Genomic DNA, 18648 nt, shown 5'->3' on the forward strand with positions numbered 1-18648 from the left:
CCGTTATCCCTGATCCTCATGCTTTGCCGCGGCTGGAAGCTCGACCACGGACCTATGCCGCGCGTGATCGCGGCTTCCAGCTAGCCTCATCATCGCATCTGTTTTAGCCCCGCTGGCTCAGTCTTGTCCGTTGCAGAGCTTGCTACTGGTGAGGTCCGGGACCTTCTCTTGATCACTGAAACCGTTCTTGGCCATGATCTTCGCGACTGTGCCGTCCGCCTTGAGCTCCTTGAGCCTGGAATTGTACAAATCGCGAAGATCGCTATCGTCTTTGCGGAAGGCAATGGCGGAATAGCCGAAGCGCTCCTTCCCGCCTTCTTGAACTCCCTGGAAGGGCAAGGCGCGCTCTATCCCGTGGATGTTTTCGTCCGACAGGATACGAGCCACTGTCGGGGCCGAGAATGCCGCCACGTCGATCCTGCCTGTCAGCAGCGCGGAGATGTTGGACTGGATATCGGGAAAAAGCAGCATGCGGTCCTCAGAGACCCCTGCGGCCTCGGCATTCTTCGCCGTCGTGCTGCCGCGTCCGACACCGAACTTGATTGCCGGGTCCGCGGCGATCTGAGCGTAGCTATGGACCTTCTTTGGATTGCCTTGGATCACCACGGCGGCATCGGCGAGCTGTAGGTCCGGGTCACTGAAGGCTACGAGGCGGCATCGCTCCGGCGTAATGTAGAGCCCCGCCGCGATCGCGTCGAAACGCTGCGCGTTGAGTGCCGGGATCAGCGCGCCGAATTCGGTCACGACAATCTCCACCCGGCCGACGCCAAGGCTCTTGAACGCAGCCCGGATCAACTCGGGATGGAACCCCTCGGCTTCGCCGTTCTTGCCGCGAAATCCCCAGGGCGCTCCATTGGAGATGCCGACGACGATCGTGCCTTGCCTCAGCACCCGTTCGCGCGTCGTCTCCGCTCGAAGGGCGACCGTCGATGCGCTCAGCAACGCCAGGCCTGTCACCAGTGCCGCTGCTGCGTTGCAGAGCCGGGACCTCATCGCCATTGCTTCCTCCTGTGAGAACATCATTGCATCTAGGTAGCCTAGGTATACCAGGTATGTCAAATATTTGTTAAGAAAATGTTTGATTTTTGTGAAGCCTGCCGGTCGGGTGGTTGCGGTTGGCTGCCGGCAGCGAGGGATAGACACAACCGCGGCGGTAGTATAGGTATTCCTGGTATACCTGCAGGCGAGAGGCGAGATGGCCGCACAGACTGGGACCGTTCTGCACGAAAACGTGCGCGAAGAGATCATGCGCAGGGTGCGCTCCGGGGAATATGAGGTCGGCCAGGCTCTCCCCTCCACCGCGTCTCTATCGGAGGAATTCGGGGTCAGCGCCATCACCATCAAAAGGGCGCTTCGTGATCTCCAGCCGACAGGGATACTGCGATCGGTGCCGGGACTTGGAACGTTTGTGAGGGAACACCGCCGGTTCATCCGTGACCTCGATTTCTCTTTGACGTCCCATGCTGATGCCTTGCGGCTCGGCTTGGAGCCTTCCATCTCGCTGGTCTCTTTGACGAGGGAAAAGATAGTGGATCCGGCCTTTGATCCACTCGAGCCGCCAGGTCACCTGATGTTGTGCGTCCGCAAGATCATTTTCGCGGACAGGACGCCAATCATGTACGACACATCCTATCTGCCCCGATCGCTCGACGATGCCGTGGTTGAAGAGTTCGGCGAGAAGTTCATCGGCGATGCTCTGCGCGCCCGCGGCACGAAATTCACGAGGACCAAGCTCCTGATCGACGCGGCGCCGGCCTCCGAGCAGGCGCGCGAGACCTTCACAATCCCAAACGGCTACCCAACCTTGCGCCGCCTCTATCGGCTGGACACCACCGACAAATCCTTTTGCGTGTACGGCGTTACGGAGTCTCCCTTTGATCGTCTGGCTTGCATGGTCGAGCTGGACGCGGAGCCTAAGAAATCCAGGCGGTAGCGGGGGGCCTGCCCGTCATCGAGTAAAGCATCTCAGATAGAGGAGGAGACCGAGGATGCTGCCAGCACCGCCATCACCTGACGTGCCTTCGGACGAGTTGGCCATGCGGCTGGCAAGGGTTCGAGCCGAAATGGCAAGGGACAATGTCGACTTCGTGATCCTCACCGACAAGAAGAACATCGAGTACTTCACCGATTACCGAACATTGTCCTGGGGGTACCATTCGCGCCCCTTGTTCGTCGTGCTCGACCACACTGACATCGTCGTGGTCGCCAACAAGATTGAAATGCGAAATCTCGAGGCGCGCGGGCGCGCGTTCTCCATTGTCTACTACGCGGGTTATCTCGAGGAGGGCGCGCGCGCCATCGTCGACGAGATTGGCGCCCGCAGCACAACCGGGCTCGTCAATGCCGCGATCGACTATGGGCAGGACATGTATGGCCGGGGCTCGCTCGCGATCGCGGATGGTTTGCGAGCTCGCGGCTATCGGCTTGGAAGCGCCACGCAGTTGTTGTGGCGCACCCGCGTCATCAAATCGCCCTTCGAGGCTCAACTGAAACGCATCTCGTTCGAGATCGTCAACAATGCCTTCGATGACGCCGTCGCGGAGGCTCGTCTGGGGATCACCGAAGTCGAGCTCTGCCGTCAGATCCAGGCCCGCATCATCATGAATGGCGCTGAAGCGGCCGATCCGATCGCGATGACGTTTTGCCGGGGTGAATTCAACTATGGCAGGCCGCCAACGACGCAGGCATTGCAAGCGGGCCAGTACGCATGGACAGACTTTCGCTCCACATACGGCGGCTATCCGGCCGACAGGAATCGCATCGCCCGTGGCGGCGCTCCGCAGGACTGGGAGGTCGATGCCTATGAGAGAACGCGTGCCGTGACCGTGGCGTTGGCCAGAGGCGTCAGGATCGGTATGACCTGCGGCGACGTCTTTGCAAATTTTGAGCAGCTCTGGCGCGATGCGGGGTTGCCGCCAGTCTACGGCCTCGTCTCGCGGATCGGCCACGGTGGGGGCCTTGATGTTACCGAGCCGCCGTCGATCTCCAAGGACAATCCAGACCAGATAGAGAATGGCATGATCTTGCACCTCGAGCCGAAGCTGGAGATCAACGGTGCCGTTTTTCAGTTCGAGGAGGTGATCTACGTTCGAAATGGGGAGCCTGAGTTCCTAAGTGAACTGTCCCCAGACCGATTGCCGGTCATCAACTAGTCGATCTGAATGCAGCATTCGCTTGTGCAGGCACGACCCTAGGCGGTCGACCTGCGTGTTGGGCGGCGGATGAGGCAAGGAAGGAAGGCCATGGAGCAAGCCGAGCCATCGCGGGCTCCGAAGGCCGCTGGATGCGAAGCATGCCCATGAAGCCATTGATCCTGATATGTTCGCAAGATGCCGAATTCTATATGATCCTCAACCATATCCTGGCCGTGGAAGGGTTTGCGAGCGCGTTAGCCAGCGATTCCGATGAGATGCTTAAGCTCGCCGGCGAAACCGAAGCGCAAGCCGGCATTCTTGACTGCCGGGCCTGTAACGCAATGGCGGAGGTCTGCAGCCGGCTGAGGCAAGACGCCCGCACGAGCGCCCTACCCTTGATCGCCTCCATCGCGCCTGGTGCTGAAAACCAGCATATCGCGTTGCTGAAGTCGGGAGTGGACGAAAGCCTGGTGCGGCCGTTCGCGCCGGCCAAGCTGCTCGACTGTCTGCGTTCGAGATTGAGCTACACCCGATTGCCGGGATCGCGGCCGGAGGGACCCGTGTCGTTAAGCCACGGCGACATCCACATGCAGATCGACACACATCACGTGCGATGCAATGGCCGCGAGATTCTGCTCGGCCCGATCGAGTTCAAGCTCCTGCGGCATATGCTGGAAAATCCGGGTAAGGTGCTGACCCGAGACGAATTGATCGAGGCGGCCTGGCCCGGAAACGTCTATGTCGGACCGCGCACGGTCGACGTCCACATCAGCCGCTTGCGAAGGTCGCTCAGGCAATCATCGGATCTGGACGCCATCCGCACGGTCCGGCTCGGCGGATACGCCCTGGAATTTCGATCTGGCTCGGGTGAACAAGATGTCGCTCACCTGCGTTGACGCTTCTTTCGATAACGGTCCAGCGATCACAGAGCGATTTCGCTCGAGTGGGCGCGTAACGGCCGGGCTCGCAGGGGCCAGGAATTGTCAGTTCGTCGAGCACCCCTAATCCGATCACGTGGGGCCGGAATCGGACCAGACATTTCGGGGCTGAGACGTTCAAAACGGACTCTCAATTCGACGCGTGTATCTTCCTGACGTGACCAATCCAGGCCTTCGATTCAATGGTGGGTAGAGGCATGGGAAGCGAGTAGCGGACTGGCAAGAGCCATAACTACATGCTGTGCACCGCTGCGTCGCATAGAGACACTCCATCAGCAATCGACGGAACCAGATTCGAGCGCCTCCGTCGCCGCGCGCTAGAACCGTGTAGAACGCTCAGAGGGTTGGGGCGACTTCAAACCGTTGCAGGAGCATTCCGGGTTCACCGGAAGTCGTGCCGCGGTCTCCAGCGCGACCCGCGAGGCTGTCATAGAGAGGCTCGGCAACACGTCCTCCTGCAGCAACTTCTGGCGATTGCGGTCCATATAGTCGTTAAAGCCTGCCGTGACGAACGCGCATGGCACGAAACACGCGCCGATTTCGCGCGACAGAGTGGCTTCCGGAGCGATCGAATGGTTGAGCACATCCGCCCCCAAGTTGCGAAACGCCAGCGCTTCGGCAGGCGTGGTCAGTCGCGGCCCGTAACAGTGGCCAGCGACCAACTGCTGCTCGATGCCATGAACGCGGCATTCGGCCGGCCAATGGCGGCGGGCGGTTTCAACCAGAACCGCCGCACATCTTGGACACACGATCTGCTTGCCCGAACAGTCGAAGCTCTGGCGGCCGGGAAGCAGTGAAAACGGGGTCTGCGTCAGTTCGATGATGTCGGCGTTCACCACCATGTCGCCGGGCTTTATCGCCTTGTTGACGGCGCCAATGGTCGAGCAGGACAGGACTTGCCGTACGCCCGCCTGCATCAACACCCAGAACGCGCGGCGGTGGCATGAATGGTCGATATGGTCGCGGGGATTGCCGTGCGAATACATGCACAAGGCCCGTTTCGACCTGCCTTCGGCGGTGATCGAGGCATCGAATTCGAGCAGCTTCCAGTTGTCAGTGCGGCCGAAAGGCGTTTCAAAACTCATGTCGCGCCGCAAGGTACGCACGCCATCGACTTCGACATCCTCCGGGAAGGCAAGCCCCCAGTTCGCCGACCCGGTGATGATCGCCAACCCCACCTGGGGTATGTCCGTTGGTTGATCCGTCAGATCGTCGGCCGCGTGATGATTGGCAGGCATGTTTCCAGTCCCGGTCAGGCTTTTTGGCGAAGGGTCACGATCAGGACGACGACCACGACGACGGCGGTCCACAATGTCGAGATCGCCGCGATCGTCGGATCGATCTGATCGCGCAGCGACAGGAACATCAACTTCGGTAGGGTGCTGTTGCGGCCGCTTGCGACGAAGATCGAGATGACGGACTCGTCGAGCGACGTCAGGAAGGCCATCAATGTCGCGGACAACAGGCTGATCCGAAGTTGCGGAACGATTACCCCGGCGATCGCCCTCGCCCAGTCCGCGCCAAGGCTGCGCGCCGCCTGGACCTGGTTCCAGTCGAAGCGGGCCAGCGCCGGCAGCAACACAATGCACGCGACCGGAATGGCCAGCACCACGTGGCCAACCAGCACGCCGAACAGCGTTCCGACCAGACCTTGCGCCGCCAGCACGAAGAAGAGGCCGATCGCAAGCAGGATTCCCGGCACGATCGATGGTGCGAGCAGAACGCCCTGAATGGCTGAGGCGGTCTTTCCGCCGAGCCGGTTCACCGAGATGCAGGCGAGCAGCGCCAGCGGCACCGCGACTATCGCCGTCAGTGTGCCTAGGATCAGGCTTGTCCTCAGCCCGGCCATCCATGTCGCTGAACCGAAGAAATTCTCATACCAGCGCAACGAGTAGGCGCGCGGCGGAAACTCGAGAAGATCCGACGCCGAAAAGGAGATCGGCACGACCACCAGTGTCGGCAGCATCAAGAAAGCCATTGCGAGCGCGGAGAACCCCCACAGCAGGATGCGAGCCAGCCTGTTGTGCGGATAGGCTTCAAGCATGGGCCGCACCGGTCTTGTTGCGCGCCATCAGTCGCCGCGCCGCCAGAAACATCACACCGATCAGCGCCATGAGAACGAGGAGCAGAATGCCCAGGACGCTCGCCGAACCCCAGTCCTGAAAGGTCGACAGCGTGCGCTCGATCCGGATGGAGAGAGGATTTACCTTGCCGCCGCCAAGCACTGCCGGCGTGATGAAGAAACCTATCGTATAGATGAAAACAATCGTCGAACCGGAGAAGATGCCGCCGGCCGAAAGGGGCAGAATGACCGTGCGGATCACTTGCCCGAGCGTGGCTCCCATGCTTGCCGAAGCGCGAACAAGATTGGCGTCGATATCGCGCATCGCGGCATAAACGGGCAGCAGGAACAGCGGCAGCATGTAGTGAACCATGCCGATCAGCGTTCCCGTGAAATTGTAAACCAGCGGCAGTGGCTCCGCCGTAAGGCCCGAACCTGTCAAAGCCGCGTTGATCAAGCCTTCGCGCCGCAACAGCACGAGCCAGCCATAGGTGCGCACCAGGATGGACGTCCACAATGGCAGCATGACGAAGGCCATTAGCACATTGGCCACCCTTGGCCTGGCGCTGGCCAGAGCGAGCGCCAGGGGCGTGCCGAGAAGGATGCAGAACGCCAACGTGCCCAGGGACAGCTCAACGGTTGTGACGAGTGCCGACCATGTCAGTCCGCTCGAAAGCACCTTCTCGTAATTGCCGACCGTATAGTCGCCACCGGTGGTCAGGAGGGACTGCCGGATGATCCAGAGGATGGGCAGTATCGCCGCCAGTCCAACGATGAAAAGCGCCGGCAGCGACAGCGCAAGGAAGAACCGTCGCTCGCTTCGCGCATCGGCCGCGAGCGCGGGATCGGCGGTGGCGGTCACGCTGTCGCTCCCGGTATGGCGTGAACCTTGGCTGCCGATGCATACACGGTCAGTCGCTGGCCGGCGGCAAGCTCGGCGCAGTCGCCGGCAAACGCTGACGGAATGCAGACAAGAACCTCCTGCCCACCGTCAGGCGCCAGTGTCAAAAGCCAGTTCTCGCCGCGAAACGCCTTGGCGCGCAGCGTTCCGTCAAGCGCCACTCCGTCTTGCCCGACGAACTTCGCATCAAGGTGGAAGCTTTCCGCGCGGATCATCAGGGTCTCGCGCGACGCACCGCCGCCGTCGATGGTGCGCACCGATCCCGGGGCCAGAATGTTGGCCTCGCCCATGAACTCAGCGACGAAGCGGGTCGATGGACGATCATAAATTTGCTGCGGCGTGTCGATCTGCTGGATGCGGCCGGAATTCATCACCGCAACCCGGTCGGACATGGTCAGCGCTTCGCGCTGGTCATGCGTGACATAGATCGTGGTGATCCCCAGATCATCGTGCAGACGCCGGATCTCGTACTGCATGGTTTCGCGCAGGTTCCTGTCGAGCGCCGACAGCGGCTCGTCCATCAGCATCACGCGTGGTTCAAAGACGATGGCCCGCGCCAGCGCCACCCGCTGGCGCTGGCCGCCGGACAGTGCGGCAATGTTGCGCTCCGACAGGCCCTCCAGCTTCACGCGGGCCAAGGCTTCAAGCGCCCGCCGCCGGGCCTCCGCTTTCGGCGTCTTGCGCAGCGCCAACGGATACTCGACATTCGCCAGGACGTTCATGTGGGGAAACAGGGCGTAGTTCTGGAATACGATGCCGATGTCGCGCCTGTTGGGGGCCAGGCGGGTGATGTCCCGATCCCCCAACAGGAACTTGCCGGAATCCGGCCGGACAAAACCGGCCAGAGCCATGAGCAGCGTGGTCTTGCCCGAGCCCGACGGCCCCAGCAAGGTGAGGAACTCGCCAGGCCGAACGTCGAGCGAGACATCGTCCAGCGCGACATAGGACCCATAGGCCTTGCGCACGCTGTCGATGGTGATCGGGAGCGACTTCATCACGAGCTCGAAGCGGATGAATTCGCGATTCAGCGGTTCATCATTTCATCGAAGGCCTTCTGCGCGGCCTCGCCGTTCTTGAGCCACCAGTCTGCGTTCGAGAACACCGAAGTGCCAGCATTTTCAGGCGCGGTCGCCAGGGTCTTCAGACGGTCTTTTGGGATCAGGCCCCCCTCGTAGCCCGCAGGATTGACCGGACCATAGGCGATGAAATCGGTCAGCTTGGCCACCCGAGCGGGCTGCGTCATCGCCGCGATCAGCTTCATGGCCGCCTCCTTATTCGGTGCACCCTTCGGCACCCCGAGGCAGTCCGTGCCGATGACGGAACCCTTGAAAGTGTAATCGACCGTGCCGCCATCCGCTTTCACAGTCTGCGCCCGTCCGTTCCAGGTAACGACCAGATCCGCCTCGCCGTCTTTCAGCAACTGCGCGGATTGCGCTCCCGAGGTCCACCAGACCGAGACATTTGGCTTGATCGCCTCAAGCCGCTTGATGGCGCGATCCAGGCCCTCCGGCGTGCTGAGCACGGGATAGACGTCGGCCGGCGCAACGCCGTCGGAGAGCAGCGCGATCTCGATCAGATCCTGCGCATTGGCGCGGAGCGCGCGACGGCCCGGGAACTTGGCAACGTCCCAGAATTCCGCCCAGGTCTTTGGCGGATTTTCGCCATAGGTCTTGGTGTTCCACGACATAACGGTGCCATAGGAGTCGAACGGATAGCAGTAGTCGGACCTAGCGCCGGCCGGCACCGCGTTGAGATCGATGATCTTCCCGTCGAGCGGCTCAAGAAGCGACTGCGCGGCCGCCTGCGCGCCTTCCGGCGAGCCGAGATGAATGATGTCGGTCGTGACTGCTCCCGAGGTGACTTGCATCTTGAGTGCGGCAAAGCCGTCGCTTTGCGTTTCCTCCCTGACGTCGTAACCAAGTTCCTTTGCCGCGGGGGCCCACATCGCCTCCTGCATGGCTTTACCGTAATCGCCGCCAGCGGTCGTGATCGTGACTGATTGGGCATAGACCGGGAAGGCGGCCGATACGGCAAGGACGGCCACCGAAATGCGAAGTTTCAAAGACATGATTTTCTCCTCCTGCGACCTGCCAGTACCGCCTCAACGGGCGTTTTTCGCAAATCGTAACGTTACGGTTACAAGGAAAGGGCAGAATGTCAAGCTTCCTCCATTGGGTGAACGGTAGCGCTGGTTTGACGGTCGGGCGGATTCCGGTAACGTTACGACGCTCAGCAAGTCAGCCGAGATTCTCGCAATGCAAGACGGGCAACATGGCCAACCTCAAACAGATCGCGGCGGAACTTTCCCTTTCGGTGACCACGGTCGCGCGGGCCTTGAAGGATGGGCCGGAGGTGCATCCTTCAACCGTCGCCCGCGTGAAGGAAGTAGCGACGCGCGTTGGCTACGTGCCGAACCAGCACGGTCGAGCATTGAAGACAGGACGGACCTCGACGCTTACTGCAGTTCTGCCGATGGAAACGCGCGATTACCTGTCGGATCTGGCGAAGCTTCCGTTGATCGAAGGCATGACGATGGGGGCGCGGCAAGCCGGTTACAATCTCTCGATCTACTCCACCACACCGGACGACGATCCCGTCGAAAGCGTGCAGCGCCTGCTTCAGGCCCGCAGCGCGGACGGCCTGATCATTACACGCATGACCTCCGGCGATCCGCGCGTCAAGCTGCTGCTGGATCAACGCATACCGTTCGTCGCGTTCGGGAGAACCGACCTGGACATCGCGTATCCCTACGTCGATATCGACAATGAGCAGATCGCCTACGACGCGACCCGGCGGCTCATAGACAAGGGCTGTCGACGCATCGCGCTACAACTTCTTGTGCAGAAGGATCAGGCGAGCGCCGTGCGTCTGGCCGGCTATCGAAAGGCGATGGCCGAGGCCGGCATCCCGATCGACCAGTCGCTGATCGGTGATGGCACGTTTACGATGGAATCGAGCGCGGCCTGGTTCGATCGCCTGCTGGCCTCGGCAGATCCGCCGACAGGCCTGGCATGCGCCAACGAACTGGGCCTTCTGGGAGCGCTGCATACGCTCGGCAAGCGCGGTCTTGAGCCGGGACGTGACATCCATATCGTCACCCGTGACAATACCCGTCTGGCGCGCTTCCTGCCGGCCAAGATCGGCGTTCATTCCGTCGACATGGCAGACGTAGGGCACAAGCTCGTCGAGGTCCTGGTGAGCCGGATCGCCAATCCGCTTGGACCGGTGGAGACATTCTTGCTTAAGGGTGAATTCGACCCCGGCGAATAGTCGGGCCGAGACGCCAAGGCGCCGGTTTTTCTTGAAGCGGACGGATGAGCCGTGCCGCAGCCTTCCCTGCCGCGAGGATGCGGTCCAACAATTCGGCTTCTTCCGGGGTGTGGCCAATTGAAACACGCCGATGGGGGTCGAAAAGACGCCCAGCGCAACGGCCTCCGGATCTTCGGTTGGCGGCAATGCTTCAGCTATCTGCTGCGTCAAGGATTGAACGCGCTCGGCATAAAGGCCTCTCGTTTCAGCCGGCTGCCGTGCAATCTCCGGCAACAGCGCGGCAGAAGACCGGGGTTGCGGACTATCCGGCCGCAGTCTTTGATGTGGGGCGCGCCGCCCTTCCAACATTTTGGGCAGCGGCTATCGCGGCGCGCCCGTGGCGTGAAGATGCAAGGCCCGGTAGACTGATGTGTGGCCAGGTGTTGCGATGCCGCATTGCAGTCCCAGCCTGTGCATTCGTCCGGAAAGCCACTCGACTTCTAGCGGTTTTCCTCTTTCGAGATCATTGGCCATTGACGATTTTCCGCTCGCAGGCAGTGCAGCCCACCGCGCCATCACACGGTCCGCAAAACCCTCGGACAAGGGATGTCCCGCCGCCGCTGCAAGCGCGATACCCTCGTCTCGCAGCTGTTCGATGAAGATTTTGGCTTCAGCGTCCTCAAGGATCGGACCAATGCCCGAGCGCATGAGTGATGTCCCGCCGGAGAACGCAGCTAGCGTTACGAACTTCTCCCAAAGGACGCTGTCAATGTCCGTGACCAGATGCAATTCAAGCCCGATGGCCAAGCGACACAGGGCCTCAAGTTCCTGAACGACAGCGGCTGGGTCCTCGCTGACGAGGACGTGCGGCAGACCCCCGACATGGACGATTTCACCTGGTTGGCCGATAAAGCCAGATATGTAGGTGGCGCCGCCAGCCACTGTGGCTCCTGGTACGTGGCGTCTGAGAGTTTCGACGCTATCGATGCCGTTTTGTAGCGTCAGGATAAGCGTCTTCCCTCCCATAAGTGGTCCAAGCGAGGCAGCAGCCTTCTCGGTGTCGTAGAGCTTGACCGTGAAGATGACCAAATCCACCGGACCGATATCGGCCGGCTCGGCGCTGGCAGACACATCGGACAAAAACAGATCGCCGGCGATGCTTCGTATCCGGAGACCACCCCGCAGCATCGCTTCAAGGTGCGCGCCGCGAGCGATGAAGCTGACATCACCGCCCGCCTGTATCAGCCTTGCGCCGACATAGCCACCAATGCCACCTGCCCCGACGACTGCAATTCGCATGTTCCCCTCGACGTTCCTGCCACATTATTGTCACCAGAACATCAGCAACGGCTCATTTTGCCCGCCAACGACCCTCAGTTCGTACATGACGTCGAATGACCTTAGCTCGATAGACGAGCGGCGCAGAGTAGCAATTGGACAGGCAATGTCTGCGATACAGGTGTACGACTTATCATGCCGCACAATGTGGTGGGAGGACCTCGCAGACAAGCCTGGGTCCTCCTGCGTAGTCACCTACGATCTTGCTCTTCAGATCCCCCTTGGGCCGAAAATTGGCTCGTGGAGACGGGACTTCGGCTGGCGCACAAATAACCGCGTTGCAGATAGCGTCTGAACCCTTCACGCTATCAAGGATTCACGCGCTGCAGTTCGAGGATTGCCGCGCTGTTGTCAAGGTCGCCCCCGAAGTGGTCGACGAGGCCACGAAAAATCCTATCGACCTCAGTTGCAATCGTCGAAGCCAGCCCCAGAGACGCTGCAAGAGCAAGGGCGGTGCCGGTATCCTTGACCTGATATTTTGCAGGACCACCGGGCACGAAATCGGCCTCGATCATGCGCCGCCCGTGCTGGCGGAACACCGCCGAGTCGGCAAAGCCGCCGAGCAGCGCCTCGCGCACGGGCGCCGGGTCGGCGCCGCCTCGCTCCGCCAGAAGCAACGCTTCGGCGACGGCGCAGATGTTAGTGGCGACGATCAGCTGGATCACGAGTTTTGCAAGGCTGCCGGCGCCGGCCGGGCCGACATGCGTGACACGCCCTAGCGCAGCAAAGACGGGCTTCAGCGCGTCCATGGTGTCGGCTTCAGCACCCGCCATGATGGCAAGCGTCCCTTCACCCGCCTTTCTCACCGCCGGAGACGGGAGCGTCCACGTAGCGGATGCCCTTTTGCGCCGCCAGCTCTCCTTGATTACGCGCTGTCTCGACCGGGATGGAACTCATCACCAAAAGAGTCGACCCAGGCGGCATGGCATTGGTGGCGACATTCGCGCCGAACAGCACCTCGTCGCAGACCGCCCCCTGAGACCCCTCCCCTTTTGCGCTCAACTGAGATGTTGGAGTGTGATCTCTCCGGTCCGTGCTGTGGTGTTATAGGGAGGAGTTCGTGTCCGAATGCCGCGACGCTACCTCGGCCAAATTGTCGCGCCCGCTTTCGGTGTCGTGACGGGGGTAAGATCACGAGGCCGCGACGGAGCGTTCCATCATTGCCTTCTAAGGCGCCTTGAGAGCGACGCTGCCTGACCTTTACCGGTCCGAAGGTCTTCGTTCGACTGGACTGGCCGTCGCATCTTTTGTGTGCGGGCCTGTCTCTCATTGCATAGCTCAAGTGAGCGTGCGAGCCGCTAGCCTGCGAATGACCGATACCGTTCCCTTTGCGTGAGGGTGCCCGATGAGGGGGATCTGGTGGGTGTTATCCCCGAGTTGCTTGAGCAGATTGTGTGTTCCGCTGCAGGCGCGTCGCAGAGGAGACCGTGAGGCCTGGTGAAGAGTTTGTTATCCTTGACATGGCCAGCGAAGTTTCGTGGTAGCGGCAGAATAGTGAGGAAAAACAACAGGATATGGCATAAACTACGCTGCTCCGGGCCACGCCGTTCAATGTTTGTTAACCTATTGGGTTCACGGCGAAGCGCTGGTTAGTTCGAGACTTGGGTGGGTGGTGGTGGGTAAGACTTGCCGCGTCAGCCATACGGCTCCGTGCTCTTTATTAGGCCCCCTCGAATGTGGGCCGGCCGTGTTTCAGGTTTGCGCAGGATGATCGCAAATAGCGGTGGATGCCCCCTCTCCGTCCGGTACGTGGCCACCTCTCCCCTGCTTGATTAACAAAGTGGGTGATGTAGCTCGTCGATGTTGGGCTCTCCCGGCGCGGGAACATCACCGCCGTCAGTTCGTGGGCGTCATGTCGGGACATTCCGCTCGCTTTTGGGTTAGGCCCGCTCCGGAAGAGCGACCGACGACACATCACGTCACGCCGTCAAGTGCGGGTCGGGTCCAGTCCTGAGCGGCCGGCGATTGCGAGCGCCGAGTTGTACATGTGCAACTCGCTGCGTAATCGCGGGATCTGACTGGCACCTAACTGACGTGATGGGCCGATTGCTACTGGTCCTTAAGGCCGAAAAACAGGCGCCTGAAGAGTAGAATGACGGCGGACCCCTCACCCCTCAAGGTGACTGTCAACGGACTGAAGAGCCTAAGTCTCTGTGCATGGCTGCAGGCGATCGATGCGATGCCATCAGACATTATCAGCCTGTCGCCTTCCGCCTATGTGTATGCCGCCAGCACTATGGGCTCTCAATTTTCCCATCTCTATTTAGGCCGGAGGCCGAGGCGGCTCTCCGTTCCAGGTCGCAGTTCGGATCGAGCTGTATACGCAGACCGGACCGGTCTCGTTCGCGGCTAAAGGGCAACTGGCTTCGTCTGCAGGAGCATGGGACCGGGACAATGGCGGCGAGAGACTTCCATGCAAGTGCTAACGAAGCCTCTTCGCAGGGCCATCGGGACGGCCGAGGGGCGAGGCATTGGTAGTCGCCACAAGGCAGCTGGCGCCTATCTCGAGTTGTACACGGACAACTATCAGAAGGCCGCCATGACTGCGATGCCTGCTAAACTCGCGGCAGCCGCGGTTCAACCCGACGCAATCGAATCCGCCGATCCAATCGGCTGCGTTGATGAGGCCCAGGGCGGCTATTGTCGTAATCGTGTCAATCCAACCGCAACCCAGTCGCTCATCTACAACTGCTAGCCTGCTGGCCGTTGATACTACTGAAGGCGGTTGCTAACAGCCTAGCAGCGCGCGAGATGGGCTGGGCTGTGGATTATTAGAAATTGCCGACGATGTTGAATTTCTTTCCATGTCGGCCGGCCTGCTCGGCGAACTGCGAAGCCACATTCGACGCAGTTCGGTCGACGGTCCGTGACCTAAATGACAGCTGTCGATCGCATGGCACAGGTTGGCGATCATTTGCCGAAGGAGCAGAGTTGCACACGTACAACAGCGCGAAGGCGCCATGCGGAATGCATCGATGCGACCGGCCGACCGCTCTTTGCCAGGGAGGGTGCTTCTTTGAAGGACTCCACGCCGGCTCTAAGAATGACTCCCGTGGACATACCCAGCCGGCGACAGTCGCATAGCTGCTGCACACATATCCATAGTCGTGCCAGTAGTGATTGAGCGCAGATTCTTGTAGTTTGCAGGTCGTCACAGAGTCGACTAGCAAGACGGCCTCGTTAACCTTTCATTAACCAAAAAGGGTTTGTCGGCGGTCCAGAATCAGTCCATCTTGATCAGCGCATTTCTGTCGCCTGTCGGCCAAAATGCGCAGATCAGGAGAGGCCGGTGTTGGACAAGGTCAGCCAAAGCAGTCCCGCGGGCGAAAGCCTCCGGCAACTCATCGCCACGGACGCCGCGGAACTGTCAAGGCAGTTGCAGGCGCACCAGGCCAGAACATTCCCGCCGACCTCTCAAAAAGGCATGCGCCTGTTCACCCCGGGCGAGGCGGCCGACTTCATCGGCATACATGAAGGCTATCTTCGGCAGATTGTCGCTGAGGGACATGGTCCCCAGCCACAAGCAAACGGACGGCGGCTCTACTCCGTGGAGGACATAGACCGGCTCCGGCAGGTGCTCGACGAGGCGAACTCGAAGGGGCATGGGAAGTACATCAGACATCGCAGGGCAGGGGAGAAGCTTCAGATTCTCTCGGTGATGAATTTCAAGGGCGGCAGCGCCAAGACGACGACCGCCGCGCACCTTGCCCAGTTCTTGTCCCTGCGCGGCTATAGGGTGCTCGCCATCGACCTTGATCCCCAGGCCAGCTTGTCGGCGATGTTCGGCCACCAGCCTGAGCTGGATGTGGGCCCCGGCGAGACCATCTACGGGGCAATCCGCTACGACGAGGATTGTCGCAGCATCCTGGAGATCGTGCGCTCGACCTACACGCCCAATCTGCACCTTATCCCGGGCAACCTTGAACTGATGGAGTTCGAGCACGAGACGCCGAAAGTATTGGCGAGCCGGCAGCCCGGCACGATGTTCTTCGCACGGCTTGGCGAATGCCTTGCCGAGATCGAAAGTGCGTACGATGTGGTCGTGATCGATTGTCCGCCGCAACTGGGCTTCCTGACGCTGTCAGCCCTGTGCGCGGCCACGGCCGTCATCATCACCGTGCATCCCCAGATGCTCGACGTCATGTCGATGTCCCAGTTCCTGCTCATGACCTCGGACTTGCTTTCAGTCGTTGAAAACGCTGGCGGCAATACCGAGTATGATTGGATGCGTTATCTGGTCACGCGGTTCGAGCCGAATGATGGCCCACAAAGCCAGATGTCCGGGTTTATGCGCTCGATCTTCGGCAACCGCGTGCTCGAAAACGCCATGCTCAAGTCGACGGCGATTTCCGATGCGGGATTGACCAAGCAGACCCTTTACGAGGTCGAGCGCGGGCAATTCACCCGTGGAACCTACGATCGTGCGCTTGAGAGCCTGACCCTCGTCAACGGCGAGATCGAGGAGCTGATCCGCAAGACCTGGGGGCGTAAATAGCAATGGCCCGTAAGAACCTTTTCGAAGTCTCGGAACCTGCAGGCGAGCAAACTCCTCCGGATGCTGCCAGAACGGCCTTGGTGAGACCTCTGATGGGATTGGATCGGCCACTCAAGCCAGGCCGACCGGTCGGCGCCATCTCGCAATCGCTCGAGAACATCAATTCACGCGCTCAGCGGGCCGAGGAGATTGAACGCAAGCTGTCGGAAGGGCAGGCGGTCGTTGAGCTCGATCCCAGTCTCATCGATCAATCAATCGTGGTCGACCGGCTGGGCGTGAGCGATGAAAGGCGGGCGGCCCTCGTCGATCAGATCCGCGAGCATGGACAACAGGTGCCCATCCTGGTGCGGCCGCATCCTGAAAACAGTGGCCGCTATCAGGTCGCCTACGGCCATCGAAGATTGGCCGCGGTAAGGCATCTCGGCCGTCTGGTCCGCGCTGTCGTCAGGGATCTGACCGACGAGCAACTCGTCGTCAGCCAGGGGCAGGAAAATAACAGTCGCAGCGACCTTTCCTACATTGAGCGCTGCTATTTTGCGTCGAAGCTCGAAGCCAAGGGCTTTTCGCGCGACATCATCATGGCCTCGCTTGGCGTCGACAAGGCGGCGCTGTCCCGAATGATTGCGCTGGTCGCACGACTGCCGGCCGAGATGATCGAGGCGATCGGCACCGCCGAATCCATAGGACGCCAGAAATGGGCCGAGCTCGCCGACCTGCTCGAGGAAAAGGGCAAGCGGGCCAAGGCACTCAAGGCCATCCAGGAGCCGGAGTTCGCGGTGCGCACCAGCGACGAGCGTTTTCAGGCCATTTACGACCTCATCAAGACCGCGGCGAAGAGGCCCGACCGGACGGTGTGGACCGCCGCCAATGGATCTCGCCTGGTTAACATCAGCGACAGCGAAACGAAGATGACCTTCGCTTTCGACAAACGCATCGAGCCGGAATTCGCAAGCTTCGTGCGGGAGCGCCTGCAAGCGCTCTATGATGAATTCCGCCAGAAGACCACGGACTAAGGAGCACTGAACCGCAAAAGAAAAAGGCCCCCGAACGTCTCCGCGCGGAAGCCCTTCTCAATGCTGTGACAAGCTGAGAATCGCAAATTCGCGAATCACTGTCAAGAGTCCAGGAGCCGTTTGCGGCGCACAGATTTCTTTTGCCTAGCGATAGGTGGAAGTGAAATGGGAACGCATACCGCGACGACGCCCTTCGGGCGGCGGCCGATGACGCTTGCGCTGCTTGCAAGCCAGGTCACGGCCAGTCAGATCGACCAGAAAGCGCGAGCTTCGAAATGGGAGGTCTTCAGGGACATCCGGGAGGCAAAACAGGCGCTGGGCGCGACCGATCGCGCCCTGGCGATCCTCAACGCACTACTGTCTTTTCATCGCGCGGAGGAGCTTACTGCGGAGGACAGCCTGGTCGTCTTTCCCTCCAATGAGCAGCTCAGCCGCCGCGCCAATGGCATGTCGCCGGCGACGCTCAGGCGGCATCTGGCCAATCTGGTCATTACAGGTCTCATCATCCGACGCGACAGCCCGAACGGCAAGCGGTTCGCGCGCAAGGGGGAGGGTGGTGCGATAGACCAGGCCTACGGTTTCGACCTATCGCCTATCCTGGCCCGGGCCGGGGAGTTCAAGGCTCTGGCTGCCGATGTGATGGCCGAGCACAAGGCACATCGTCTGGCGAAGGAGCGCCTGACAATTTGTCGCCGCGATGTCGTCAAGATGATCGACGTCGGCATCAACGAGGACGCTCCCGGCAATTGGCAGGGCTTCCAGGGCCGTTACGAGGCAATCATTGCCCGCTTGCCTCGCACAGCGGCTAGGTCCGTCTTAGAAGCCATCTGCAATGATCTGGAAGACCTATGGATCGATATCCACCAGACGCTGGAATCATTCATCAATTCGCAGAATCTGAACGCCAATGAGTCCCAATCTGAGCGTCACATACAGAGTTCAAACCCAAATGTTTATTCTACCGATGAATCTGAAAACGGCTTTAGAGAAATAAATGAAGCGAGCGGCGTTGATGCCAAAACCGACAACGTGCGCGCCTTGCCGCACCGGGATCTGCCCTTGGGCATGGTGGTGGATGCTTGCCCCGAGCTTTTGACGCTGGCCCGCGACGGGCAGATCCGGACCTGGCGCGATTTTGTCGCCGCCGCCGAACAGGCCCGGCCGTTCATGGGCATCAGCCCCAGCGCCTGGCAGGAGGCGGTCGAGGTCATGGGCCAGGAGAAGGCGGCGGTTACGGTGGCGGCGATACTGCAACGATCCGAGCGGATCGCCAGCCGCGGCGGCTATCTTCGCAATCTGACCGAGCGGGCGCGCGATCAGAAGTTCTCCGTGTGGCCGATGGTCATGGCGCTGTTGCGCGAAAGGCTCGATGTGCACGCCAAGACATCAGGCTCTGGCGCGAAGCCAGATGCGGCCCCCGGCCAGCCCGAACCGGTCGAAATCAGCGACGCGCTGCGCAAGAGCATGAAAAAGAAAGGCTGGGAACGGCGAGGGGGCACATCATGAGGCTCGATCCGG

Annotated in this window: 15 protein-coding genes and 1 pseudogene; 8 read left to right on the forward strand and 8 right to left on the reverse strand. The window is 60.7% G+C overall.

Going from position 1 to position 18648, the window contains the following annotated elements; genetic code table 11:
- Positions 1–117 precede the first annotated feature (117 nt).
- The gene (ehuB, locus tag QFZ88_RS27020; protein WP_245317460.1) at positions 118–957 is read right to left on the reverse strand and encodes an ectoine/hydroxyectoine ABC transporter substrate-binding protein EhuB; all 840 of its coding nucleotides are present in this window, start codon (positions 955–957) and stop codon (positions 118–120) included.
- Positions 958–1195: 238 nt separating this feature from the next.
- On the opposite strand from ehuB, the gene QFZ88_RS27025 reads away from it, so the two are divergent.
- From QFZ88_RS27025 to QFZ88_RS27035, 3 genes are all read left to right on the forward strand, one after another.
- Positions 1196–1933: a GntR family transcriptional regulator gene (locus tag QFZ88_RS27025; RefSeq protein ID WP_065997252.1), complete on the forward strand. Its 738-nt coding sequence runs from the start codon at positions 1196–1198 to the stop codon at positions 1931–1933.
- A 55-nt stretch (positions 1934–1988) separates the two neighbouring features.
- Positions 1989–3152, forward strand: coding sequence for a M24 family metallopeptidase (locus QFZ88_RS27030; RefSeq protein ID WP_065997251.1), 1164 nt, complete (start codon positions 1989–1991; stop codon positions 3150–3152).
- A 146-nt stretch (positions 3153–3298) separates the two neighbouring features.
- The gene (locus tag QFZ88_RS27035) at positions 3299–4030 is read left to right on the forward strand and encodes a response regulator transcription factor (protein WP_065997250.1); all 732 of its coding nucleotides are present in this window, start codon (positions 3299–3301) and stop codon (positions 4028–4030) included.
- Positions 4031–4389: 359 nt separating this feature from the next.
- On the opposite strand, the gene QFZ88_RS27040 is transcribed toward QFZ88_RS27035, so the two are convergent.
- The 5 genes from QFZ88_RS27040 to QFZ88_RS27060 are packed head-to-tail and all read right to left on the reverse strand — an operon-like array spanning position 4390 to position 9103.
- Positions 4390–5382, reverse strand: coding sequence for a 5'-methylthioadenosine phosphorylase (locus QFZ88_RS27040; RefSeq protein WP_373426418.1), 993 nt, complete (start codon positions 5380–5382; stop codon positions 4390–4392).
- Positions 5325–6116, reverse strand: a complete 792-nt coding sequence (locus QFZ88_RS27045) for an ABC transporter permease (RefSeq protein WP_065997247.1) — start codon at positions 6114–6116, stop codon at positions 5325–5327. The genes QFZ88_RS27040 and QFZ88_RS27045 overlap by 58 nt, the downstream gene beginning before the upstream one ends.
- Positions 6109–6996, reverse strand: a complete 888-nt coding sequence (locus QFZ88_RS27050; protein ID WP_065997245.1) for an ABC transporter permease — start codon at positions 6994–6996, stop codon at positions 6109–6111. The genes QFZ88_RS27045 and QFZ88_RS27050 overlap by 8 nt, the downstream gene beginning before the upstream one ends.
- Complete coding sequence (locus QFZ88_RS27055) at positions 6993–8030, reverse strand: ABC transporter ATP-binding protein (RefSeq protein ID WP_065997243.1); 1038 nt, start codon at positions 8028–8030, stop codon at positions 6993–6995. The genes QFZ88_RS27050 and QFZ88_RS27055 overlap by 4 nt, the downstream gene beginning before the upstream one ends.
- A gap of 29 nt (positions 8031–8059) precedes the next feature.
- A complete protein-coding gene (locus QFZ88_RS27060; protein WP_065997241.1) occupies positions 8060–9103 on the reverse strand; it encodes an ABC transporter substrate-binding protein in 1044 nt (347 codons plus the stop codon).
- 86 nt (positions 9104–9189) lie between these two features.
- Between QFZ88_RS27060 and QFZ88_RS27065 the strand changes: the two genes are divergently transcribed.
- Positions 9190–10305: a LacI family DNA-binding transcriptional regulator gene (locus QFZ88_RS27065; protein ID WP_245317459.1), complete on the forward strand. Its 1116-nt coding sequence runs from the start codon at positions 9190–9192 to the stop codon at positions 10303–10305.
- A 360-nt stretch (positions 10306–10665) separates the two neighbouring features.
- On the opposite strand, the gene QFZ88_RS27070 is transcribed toward QFZ88_RS27065, so the two are convergent.
- Together QFZ88_RS27070 and QFZ88_RS27075 are read right to left on the reverse strand one after the other, a co-directional pair.
- Positions 10666–11583 carry a ketopantoate reductase family protein gene (locus QFZ88_RS27070; protein ID WP_065997239.1) on the reverse strand — a complete coding sequence of 306 codons (918 nt, stop codon included), beginning with the start codon at positions 11581–11583 and terminating at the stop codon, positions 10666–10668.
- Between the two features lie 347 nt (positions 11584–11930).
- Positions 11931–12603 (reverse strand): annotated as a pseudogene (locus QFZ88_RS27075) (NAD(P)-dependent oxidoreductase); the annotation flags it as partial.
- A 1432-nt stretch (positions 12604–14035) separates the two neighbouring features.
- On the opposite strand from QFZ88_RS27075, the gene QFZ88_RS27080 reads away from it, so the two are divergent.
- From QFZ88_RS27080 to repC, 4 genes are all read left to right on the forward strand, one after another.
- Entirely contained in the window at positions 14036–14317 is a 282-nt protein-coding gene (locus tag QFZ88_RS27080) for a hypothetical protein (protein WP_065997235.1), read from the forward strand.
- Positions 14318–14914: 597 nt separating this feature from the next.
- Entirely contained in the window at positions 14915–16117 is a 1203-nt protein-coding gene (repA, locus tag QFZ88_RS27085) for a plasmid partitioning protein RepA (protein ID WP_065997233.1), read from the forward strand.
- Positions 16118–16119: 2 nt separating this feature from the next.
- Positions 16120–17130 carry a plasmid partitioning protein RepB gene (repB, locus tag QFZ88_RS27090; RefSeq protein ID WP_065997231.1) on the forward strand — a complete coding sequence of 337 codons (1011 nt, stop codon included), beginning with the start codon at positions 16120–16122 and terminating at the stop codon, positions 17128–17130.
- 165 nt (positions 17131–17295) lie between these two features.
- Entirely contained in the window at positions 17296–18636 is a 1341-nt protein-coding gene (gene repC / locus QFZ88_RS27095; RefSeq protein ID WP_065997229.1) for a plasmid replication protein RepC, read from the forward strand.
- The last annotated feature ends 12 nt before the right edge of the window (positions 18637–18648 follow it).

This window comes from Mesorhizobium sp. YL-MeA3-2017 (assembly GCF_030814575.1).
Classification (GTDB): Bacteria; Pseudomonadota; Alphaproteobacteria; order Rhizobiales; family Rhizobiaceae; genus Mesorhizobium; species Mesorhizobium terrae.